Origin of the sequence: Halomicronema sp. CCY15110 (assembly GCF_016888165.1) — a bacterium.
Taxonomy (GTDB): Bacteria; Cyanobacteriota; Cyanobacteriia; order Phormidesmidales; family Phormidesmidaceae; genus Halomicronema.
The window spans coordinates 77,849-87,220 of the sequence record NZ_JACSWC010000387.1 but is presented as its reverse complement, the minus strand read 5'-3'; the positions used below and the strand labels follow the sequence as shown (position 1 = coordinate 87,220).

General features: G+C 55.5%; 6 protein-coding genes. 1 reads left to right on the top strand and 5 read right to left on the bottom strand.

Translation table 11 applies throughout. The annotated features are described in order from the left end of the window. Positions 1-337 precede the first annotated feature (337 nt). A complete protein-coding gene (locus JUK32_RS19235; protein ID WP_204140476.1) occupies positions 338-2,758 on the bottom strand; it encodes a ligase-associated DNA damage response DEXH box helicase in 2,421 nt (806 codons plus the stop codon). A gap of 163 nt (positions 2,759-2,921) precedes the next feature. Here JUK32_RS19235 and JUK32_RS19230 point away from each other — a divergent pair, with 163 nt between their 5' ends. Further along, entirely contained in the window at positions 2,922-3,530 is a 609-nt protein-coding gene (locus tag JUK32_RS19230; protein ID WP_204140475.1) for an HAD family phosphatase, read from the top strand. Positions 3,531-3,566: 36 nt separating this feature from the next. Here the strand turns inward: JUK32_RS19230 and JUK32_RS19225 are convergent, their stop codons facing one another. From JUK32_RS19225 to JUK32_RS19210, 4 genes are all read right to left on the bottom strand, one after another. Then, a complete protein-coding gene (locus JUK32_RS19225) occupies positions 3,567-4,277 on the bottom strand; it encodes an FHA domain-containing protein (RefSeq protein WP_204140474.1) in 711 nt (236 codons plus the stop codon). Positions 4,278-4,774: 497 nt separating this feature from the next. Next, positions 4,775-6,322, bottom strand: coding sequence for an anthranilate synthase component I family protein (locus tag JUK32_RS19220; RefSeq protein ID WP_204140473.1), 1,548 nt, complete (start codon positions 6,320-6,322; stop codon positions 4,775-4,777). Positions 6,323-6,470: 148 nt separating this feature from the next. Beyond that, positions 6,471-6,899 carry a photosystem I reaction center subunit II PsaD gene (locus tag JUK32_RS19215; protein ID WP_204140472.1) on the bottom strand — a complete coding sequence of 143 codons (429 nt, stop codon included), beginning with the start codon at positions 6,897-6,899 and terminating at the stop codon, positions 6,471-6,473. A gap of 195 nt (positions 6,900-7,094) precedes the next feature. Further along, on the bottom strand, positions 7,095-9,167 hold the full coding sequence (locus JUK32_RS19210; RefSeq protein WP_204140471.1) for a DICT sensory domain-containing protein: 2,073 nt from the start codon (positions 9,165-9,167) through the stop codon (positions 7,095-7,097). Positions 9,168-9,372: the final 205 nt, after the last annotated feature.

Here is a 9,372-nt window from a genome sequence, read left to right as displayed (position 1 = left end):
AGGATTCTCCATCTCGATGACCCCATGTTTTCTGGCAGCATCCTACTACAACATGACTTGTGTGTACTTAGTAGCCTAAAACTGGGAGAAGGGGCTGGGGGATGAGGGCGGATCGGTATCGCGACTTATGTCATTGAGTACTAGGCCCTGCATGTCCTTAATAGCCCAAGGAGAGAAAGGCTTTACCCCCTGATATTGACCTAACCCTCATCCGCAGCGCCAACTGAAATTCCTGGGGCTTGTCATCGCACCCACGCTCACCAACCTCACCCACACCACCCCCCTCACCCACTTCATCCACCCCACCCACCTTCCCCCCCTCACACCCACTCACCCCCTACTTTCTCCCCCACTGCTGCTTCAGCCGCTCAATCCGCTCCAGTAGACTCTCATTCGTCATCCGCGTGCCCAACCGCTCCACCAGCAACGGAAACGCGAATGGTGCCGGACGCGAAGTTTCCTGCCATACCACCTGGAGCTGGCTCAATTTGGCAAGGAGTTGGGCCAAGCGATGGGTTTCCAACTGTTCGGCCAACACTTCTCGCTCCGCCTGTTTGAGTAACAAATTGTCCGGCTCATACTTGCTGAATACCTCATACAGCAGCGACGAACTCACCTGCAACTGGGCCGACGTTTTGCGCGAACCGGGATAGCCCTTAAACACCAGGCCCGCCACCTGCGCCACGCTGCGAAACTTGCGCTGGGTCAGCTCCGAAATGTTCAAGCTCGCTTTCACATCCGCTTCCAAATTTTCCCCACTAAAAAACTCGTCGGAAAATAATTCCTGAAAGGGGTAGCCCTTGGGGGCCAAAATCTCAAAGCCGTAATCATTCACCGAAATGGTGAACGTCGCACTCTTTTGCCGCGCAAACCGATAGCCCCACAAAAAGCCCAGCCCCTCATGGACAAACCGCCCCTCAAACGGAAACACGTAGAGATGCTGCCCTTCCCGCGTTTGGCAGCATTCCACCAGCAACTCCGCCGCCGTGGGAATGTGGGAGAGTCGCGCCTGGGTTGCCAAAATTGGGGCAATACAGTGAATCTCCCGGTTCCAGTCCCCCGGTTGGCGAACGAACTCCACCTCCTGCCGCAGATGGGTGCTCAGGGTATCCGAGATGGCGAGCTGTCCCCCGCCCCAGGTAGGCGTCACCGTCGATTGGCGGCGCGTGTTTTTCACATACACCACCATGTCCTTCATTTGAAAGAACTCCAGCTGTCGCCCTGCGAAGAAAAACACATCCCCCGGTTTCAGCCGCGAGACAAAGTTCTCCTCCACCGTGCCGATGTGACGACGGTTGGTATACATGAGCTTGACCGCTTGGTTGCCCGTAATGGTGCCAATCCCCATGCGGTGCATCCGGGTAATTTTGGTATCGGTGACCCGATAGCGATCGCCCTCCCACACCACCTTTTGATAGCGGGGATACGCCCCCAGGCACTTCCCCCCCTTTTCCACAAACTCCAGCACCCACTGAAACTCTTCATCGGTGAGGTGTTGATAGGCCACCGTTTGCCGAATCGCCGTCAGCGTCGTTGCCGGGTTGAAGCCATCGCCACAGGCCAGTGTCACCAAATGCTGCACCAGCACATCGTAGGGCCGATCGCGGGGCCGCCGGGTTTCGATCGCCCCCGCCGCCAGCCCCCGCCGAAACGCCGAGATCTCCAACAGCTCCAGCGCATTGGTCGGCAAAAAGAAGACCTCCGACGTGCCCTGGGGAACGTGGGCCGATCGCCCTGCCCGCTGCAATAACCGCGCCAGATTCTTCGCACTGCCAATCTGCACCACCCGCGCCACCGGCTGAAAGTCCACCCCCAGATCCAGCGATGAGGTACAGACCACCCATTTGATGTCCCCTGCTTTGACCCCCGCCTCGATCGCTTCTCGCTCTTGCTTATCAATCGATCCGTGGTGCAGGGCAATCTCGTGCTCATGATCCGGCAGGGCAAACTGCAACGCCTGGAACCACCGTTCCGCCTGGTTGCGGGTGTTGGTGAAAATCAGCGTCGATTTCTCAATCTCCAGCGCCGCCACCAACGCCTCAAACATCCGCAGCCCCAAATGCCCCGCCCAAGGAAAGCTATCTACCGACTCTGGCAAAATGCTCTGAATCACCGTCTCGCGGGGAATATCGGCCTGAATAATGGCGGGCTCGGTGTCCAGCCCGACGGCAGTCTGCGCCGCTTCCGGTAAATTGCCCAGGGTGGCCGACACTGCCCAAGTGCGTACATCGGGCACCAGTTCCCGCAAGCGAGAGAGGGCCAACTCCGTTTGGGTGCCCCGTTTGGAACTCATGAGTTCGTGCCATTCATCCAGCACCACGCATCTTAGAGCAGCGAAGCGCTTGTAACTGTCTTTATACGACAGCATCACCGACAGCGACTCCGGCGTGGTGATCAGCACCTCGGGCATCTTTTTGAGCTGCCGCGACTTTTTGTGGGAGCTAGTGTCCCCCGTGCGCGACTCGATTTGCACCGCCCAGCCCATGTCCTCCACCGGACGGCAAAGGGACTGTTCAATATCCCGTGACAGGGCACGCAACGGCGTGATGTAGAGCAGTTGCAGCCCCTTTCCCGGCGTCGCCAACATTTCCGCTAACGGCCCCATCACTGCCGCATAGGTTTTGCCCGACCCCGTCGGCACCTGAATCAGGCCGCTCTGACCAGACAAATACGCCTCCCATGACTGCTGCTGAAAGCGCAGCGGCTGCCAGCCCTGCCGCGAAAACCAATCGATGATGGGGGTGAGTCGAGTATCCATGGCCCCATCATTACGAATTTTGGGTTGCCTTGGCTAGCGCGCGTTCCGGGGACGCACCCTTGGCAAGGGCGCGTCCCCTCCGTCCATCCCCTCAGCGCCCAATAGCCAGTAACCTGGAGTTTGACGAAACACCCCACAACATCAGCACAGGAGGGGCGATCGCATGATTACCCACATTATTTCGGACATGGGCGGCGTACTCGTCGCGTTGGAATGGAGCGAGCGCGTCAGCGGCTTATTGGGGCGATCGGTGCCCATTGATGAACTCCATCACCTGTGGATTAACGCCCGCAGCACCGTGGACTTTGAATCGGGGCGCATCGACTTCGATACCTTTGCCCAAAATTTCATTCAAGAATTTGAGCTGACAACCTCTCCTGAGCAAGTACAGCACGAGTTCTTAGAGTTTGTACAGGCTCCCATGTCCGGCTGTGATGACATCTTGAGTCGGCTCCAGCAGCGCTATCACCTGTCACTGCTCTCAAATACCAATCCGGCCCACTATGAGCGCTTGCGCGATCGGTATGATTTTTACGCGCCCTTTGAGCAAGTCTTTCTGTCTCACGAAATCGGCGTCATGAAACCCGATCCCGCGATCTTCCAGCACGTTTTAGCGCAGCTCAAGGTCGCCCCCGCACAAGCCGCCTTTTTTGATGACGGTGCCCGTAACGTTGCGGCCGCCAAAGAGGTGGGCATTCATGCCTATCAGGTACATTCTCCCCAGGAGTTGCAAGCGATCGTCGAGACCTTCGACCCGCCGCCGCCGCTCTAACGCCCAACCAGAGGCGGAGCTCATCCCCTGAGTCACCTAATCCTGGACAAACCCTGGCCCATTCATAAAGTGCAAGGTTTGCTCGAGATTCGGGGGCAAGGTTTCTTGTAAATGCGTCGGGGTCTCCGACACCTCATCTTCTAGCGGCGCGGTGGGCGGCACCGCTGCTTCACTGATTAACTGCAGCACTTCGGGCGAGGGCTCACCCACCCGGCGAAATTCAGCCCCGGTGAAAAAGCCAAAATTCATACTGCCCAAGCGGATCAGGTCACCATCCTTCAAAGTGTGGTTCTGCCGAATCCGCACCCCATTCACATAAGTGCCGTTGGTGCTCTCCAGATCATATAAAACGAAGCCGCAGGTGCTGTCGTAACGAATCGCAGCGTGGCAGCGCGATAAACGGCGATCGCGAATGGGCAGGGAAGATTTATTAGGATCCCGCCCAAAGGTCCAGATTTGGTTATTCAGATGCGGTTGCAAAAAGATTTGCGAACGATCTTCTGAAACGTTGGTGATTAGCAGGGCTTGCTTGTCCGTCACTAGCCCCAACACGTAGGAAAAGTTGCCCGGATGTACCGGCATTTGTTTATCCACCGAAGCCAAATTCAGGATTTCGTTGAGTAACGCCGGATTTTGCTCATATAAGCGTTTGAAGGTTTGAAATAAGTTCAAACGCGTCTGAATGCTTTCCGTAGAAACATCCATATGAGAGAGGGCATATTCACTCAATACTTTGGGATCAAACATGTTCTCCCGCCGGAGTTCAATCAAAACATTTTTCGGGGATGCTTGCACCTGTCGCTGACAGGCAGTAACGCTAGCGGTACTCTAGCGTTCAGACCATCAATCATGGCGGTGTACTATGAATGCCTTTGATATTAGACACAACTTTGAACACCCTGTGAAAGCGATCGGAACTTTGACTAAAGTCCGTAATGTGCCTGGTTGCATCATCATCCTGCACATCAACAGTGTACCCACCTAACCTACCGATTTCCCAGGCTCTGAGAAACCCGCGACTCTCACTTGGGGATTGAATACCAATACCTAACCCTATATCGAGTCTCTTGATTACTCAATAGTCGTATTTTATACAATTAAAACGCTCGCGGGGCCGCTGATATTGAAGCTTTTGTATGTTGATCGCGAGCGATAATTAAGGCCGCGTCAACTTTACCCGCATCCGTCCGCCTGACTATTAGCCTACGGGAGCGATCTCTCCCAGACATTGGCGAACCAGCCCCTCAGTCCTCGCTGCCCCGTAAGCTGCGAATTGCAGTCAGCATCCCCTGGGATTTGTTCAAGGTTTCCTGAAACTCAGACGCGGGCACGGAGTCAGCGACTAACCCAGCTCCAGCTTGCACACTGACCCGATGCCGTCCAGGGGCTTCCGGTTCTACGACCATGGTGCGAATGGTGATAGCCGTATTGAGCTGCCCCTCAAAGTCGTAGTAGCCATAAACGCCGGAGTAGGGGCCGCGATGATCGGGTTCGAGCTCGTGAATAATCTGCATGGCGCGAATTTTGGGCGCACCGCTGACGGTACCCGCCGGGAAGCAAGCCTTGAGCAAGTCCCAGGCGGTTTTGTCAGGGGCAAGCTGACCGATGACATTACTGACAATATGCATGACATGGGAGTAGCGCTCGATCACCATCAATTCATCCACTTTGACGGTGCCGCTGGTGCAGACGCGACCGAGGTCGTTGCGCCCCAGATCCACCAGCATGACGTGTTCAGCAATCTCTTTCGGATCGGCTAATAAATCGGCGGCATAGTCGGCATCGGCTGCCACCGTTTGTCCCCGTGGGCGGGTACCCGCGATTGGCCGCACGGTGGCGATTTTGTCCCCCGGTGATCGCGGATCATTTTCCGCTTTGACCATCACTTCGGGACTAGAACCGATCAGCTGCCAGTCCTTAAAGTGGAAATAGGCCATGTAGGGCGAAGGATTGACCAGCCGCAGCGAGCGATACAGATCAAAGGGATTACCCGCATAGGTAGTCGAGAGGCGCTGCGAAATGACCACCTGAAAAATATCGCCCGCTCGGATGTAGTCCTGCGCGGTAGCCACCGCGTCACAAAATTCGGCCTGGGTGCGATTACTTTGATAGTCCAGTGGGGCTGCTTGGGGGTGAGCGCCGGGCGGCTGCCATTGGGTGAGGGGAGCCAATCCCTGGAGGGGCGCTGTCAGTTTTTGCACCAGGGTTTGAATGCGATCGCACGCTGCCTGGTATGCGGCGGCCAAATCGCGACCCGGCTGCCGCAAATCGGCATAGGCCACTACCCACATTTTGCGCTTGACCTGGTCAAAAATCAGCAGGCTATCTACCTGCATCCAGAGGCCATCGGGCAAGTCGGTTGCAGTGCGATCGTAAACGGGGACCGTGGGCTCAATCCACTGGATCAACTCATAGCCCCAAAAGCCAAATAGTCCCCCAATGCCCGGTGGCAACTCCGGCAGGTTCACGGGCTGATACGGTGCCAAACACTGCGGCAAGATCGTAAACGGATCGCCACTGTAGGTTTTTGCGGTGCCGTCGCGAAAGGTTTGCGTCGTCGTCTCACCACGGGTTTCCAAGACCCACAGCGGGTCGCACCCCAATAGGCTATAGCGCCCCAAGGTTTCTCCGCCTTCGACGGATTCCAGCAAAAAACTGTAAGGAGCCGTGGCGCAGACCTTGTGCCACGCCGAGACTGGGGTATCCAAATCCGCTGCTAGCTCTTGATAAACCGGAATAAAGTTACCTTGGGTCGCTAAGTTTTGGAACTGCTCGAAGGAAGGTGAAACCATGGGAGGGGCGATAAGCAATTAGAGAAAGCGTTGCCGTCATGCGGTGAGCGCGGTCAGCGATCGCGACAATGTCGATAACAAAACGGGGTACAGCAATGCTACACCCCGTTCAGTCGGATTGATTTATGAAGCCGAAAACGACCCAGGATTAAACCTCGAAAGGCTCCTTGCCACTAAATTTAATAGTTGCCGGATTCGGATTCTTACCGATACTGCGATCGTTGCGGTTCACCGATTCGCGCCCTTCATTCACCTTTTCGGGGAACACACCATCTGCCGGATGCAGATACTGAGTTTCGCCGCTGGGGTAAATCCGATAGATTTTGTAATCTTGGATGCGGGGCTTGAATTTGGTGCGAAGCTGAGCGCCTAGTGCTAGGCACTGCTCTTTCCGCGCCAAATACAGGAGATTCTCGCCTTCATTCATGATGGCGGAACCACCCGTAGGCATTTCAAAGACTTGCTCTTTCGAGCTCGTCCAAGTAATCGCGTATTTTTCTTCGACTGCTGCTGCGGTCAAAAGACCGCCGGTGCTGCCGCCAAATTTAGGAGTTTGTCCAGTCAGAGTTTCTGCCATAAAACGTTTTCTCGCAACCGTTTTGACGCATCGTATCACCGGCCCAGGTCGCGTTTATCGAGTTATTGAGGAAAAGTAACAGTTCTTCAGAGTTGCTCTCGCCGGGGTGAAGGGTATCGCAATTTTTTGGGCGATCGCCGCCATGATGCCTTCGCCCGCATCACGACCAACGGCCCCAAAAGTCACGCCAAGAGGTCACTCCAGGATGTAAGGATTGCGCCGTTCTAGCTCACTGAGCGATAAGTCCGCTTCATCCACGTCATCTTCGAGAATAAGGCTGCCCCGTTCATGGCGGACATGTAGAGCCGCGCGACCTTCGGCGATCGGCAACGTAAAGTGAAATTGACTCCCCTCGGACTTGCCTTGAGAAGTCGCCCAGATGCGCCCTCCGAGTCCCTCCACAATTTGGCGACACATGGCTAAACCGAGGCCAGTACCGCCCGTGGTGCGCCGCAGTGCCCCTTCTTCTTGATAAAACCGATCGAACACGGCCTCTAGTCGATAGGGCTCAATGCCTCGCCCCGAATCGGCAATGGTGACTTGCACCATGTTTTCCTCCACCCGTTGGGCCGAGACGGTAATGCTGTCACCGGGGTCGGTAAACTTGCAGGCATTGTCCATGAGTTTTACGATCACCTCAACGACCCATTCCCCATCGGCTCTGACCATGGGAAGTTTCGGTGGCAGCTCGACATTAATGGCGATTTCTGGATAGTGGCTGCCTTGCCGGGCTTGCACACTGCTGAGGGCTAAGTCGATGCACTCCATCAGGGATAGCGCTTCGAAATTCCATTCAATGCGACCGCTTTCTAACCGCGAGAGGGTGAGGAAGTCTTGTACCAGTTTGCGCATTCGTTCAGCATCATCCAAAGCTGAGGTCAACATCGTGTTGCGCAACTTATCGGGCATGTCGGGCTCGGTGGCTAAACTTTCCAAACACACTTGAATAGTCGATAGCGGCGTCCGCAGTTCGTGCCCGGTAATGGCAATCAGGTTGCTGCGGGTGCGTTCTAACGCTTCGAGCTGCTGGTTGAGGTCTTGCAAGTGCGCGTAAGCGTCGGCCTGAATGATCGCGACGCTCAGTTGTGCGGCGACGGCTTCGACCAAAGCTAAGTCATCTTCACTCCATTGATAGGGCTGGCTCTGGCAGTGATGCAGCTCAATCATGCCCAGCAGTCTTTGTTGATAAACCAAAGGCACTAACGCCCAAGACCGAATCTGCCACTCTTCGACTAGGTAGTTGACGGCATCTAAAGCGGTTGACAGCGATCGCGGCGGATCGTGGGTATCAGGAATCACGAGCATTTCGTGTTCGGTCTGAATGCGCTCTAGCAGGGGATTATCGGCGATCGGCCACTCGACGTTCAGCAAGGAGGGCATTTGGGGCTGACGAAATTCGTGGTGGATTTCGATGTCGGGTCGCTCGGTATGACAGCGATAGATAATACAGCGGCAAATGTCTAGGGCTGGCCCGAGTTCTTGTACGGTGATCTGAAACAACTCCTCGGGATCTAGCGATCGCCGAATGGCTGAGGTGATGGAGTTCACCAACCGCTCACGGCGCTCTTTGACCGCGATCGCCCGATAGGCCTTGAGTAACTTATATTGACCCGCTTGCAGATAAGTCACCAACCGCTGGGTAAAGGGATCCACGCTAGCGCTGCCGATTTGTACCGCTGTTGCCGGAGTCTCGGTGAGGCGATAGCGGGCCTTGGCCGCCTGAATCTTGGGAATCAACTTTGCGTCATACCCCGCAATTCGATCCAGCAGTAAATTGGCCGCGTGATGGCAAATACCACCTTCCTGGGTCCAGACGCCTTCAAAGCGGCGCGTTTGGTCTAAGGCTGGGGCTCCGGGGGGCGTCGTGGCAGGCGCTGGATCCGGCACCAGATTGCGCTCACGGCAGATCAAACAGGCGCTATAGTTCGCGCCAATCACTACCAAATGCCATTCTTGGCTCAGCGCGTCGCCAGGGTCAAAGGTAATGGTGGCATGGTGATCAACGGCATCATCAAAACTGGTACCAGCCGCCGAAAAAACATAGACCTGATCGCTAATGTCGGCGATGCGTTGGTAACGGCTGGCTTCCTGACGGTAAAACCGTTCCTGCTGAAAACTGGCAATCACTAACGGCTGTTCCATCCCGGCGAGCACTTGATCCTCCATCGCATGGGACAGGGCCGTCAGGGAGGTCTTGAAAAATAGCTGCGATCGTAGCTGAGGAATTGCTTGCAGCAGTTGCTCGACAACAGAATCGGGATTAGGCATGGATGCAGTTAACGAGTCGAAACAGCCAGTGGCAAACTAAACGTTGCTGCCAACAGCCAGCAGCTAAGACCTACCCGACAAATAGATTGGGGCAAGCGCAGTTAGGCCAATCATACGCTTCTGTAAAACACCCTAACAGCCAGACTCTCTGAGGATTAAGGATTTGTTACCAAATTGCTAAGGCCACGTTTCGAAGTGGATGTAT

Coding starts and splice junctions, on each gene's coding strand:
- JUK32_RS19225 (WP_204140474.1), bottom strand. CDS start 4,277: ATGTTTGATCCCAAAGTATTGAGTGAATATGCCCTCTCTCATATGGAT.
- JUK32_RS19215 (WP_204140472.1), bottom strand. CDS start 6,899: ATGGCAGAAACTCTGACTGGACAAACTCCTAAATTTGGCGGCAGCACC.
- JUK32_RS19220 (WP_204140473.1), bottom strand. CDS start 6,322: ATGGTTTCACCTTCCTTCGAGCAGTTCCAAAACTTAGCGACCCAAGGT.
- JUK32_RS19230 (WP_204140475.1), top strand. CDS start 2,922: ATGATTACCCACATTATTTCGGACATGGGCGGCGTACTCGTCGCGTTG.
- JUK32_RS19210 (WP_204140471.1), bottom strand. CDS start 9,167: ATGCCTAATCCCGATTCTGTTGTCGAGCAACTGCTGCAAGCAATTCCT.
- JUK32_RS19235 (WP_204140476.1), bottom strand. CDS start 2,758: ATGGATACTCGACTCACCCCCATCATCGATTGGTTTTCGCGGCAGGGC.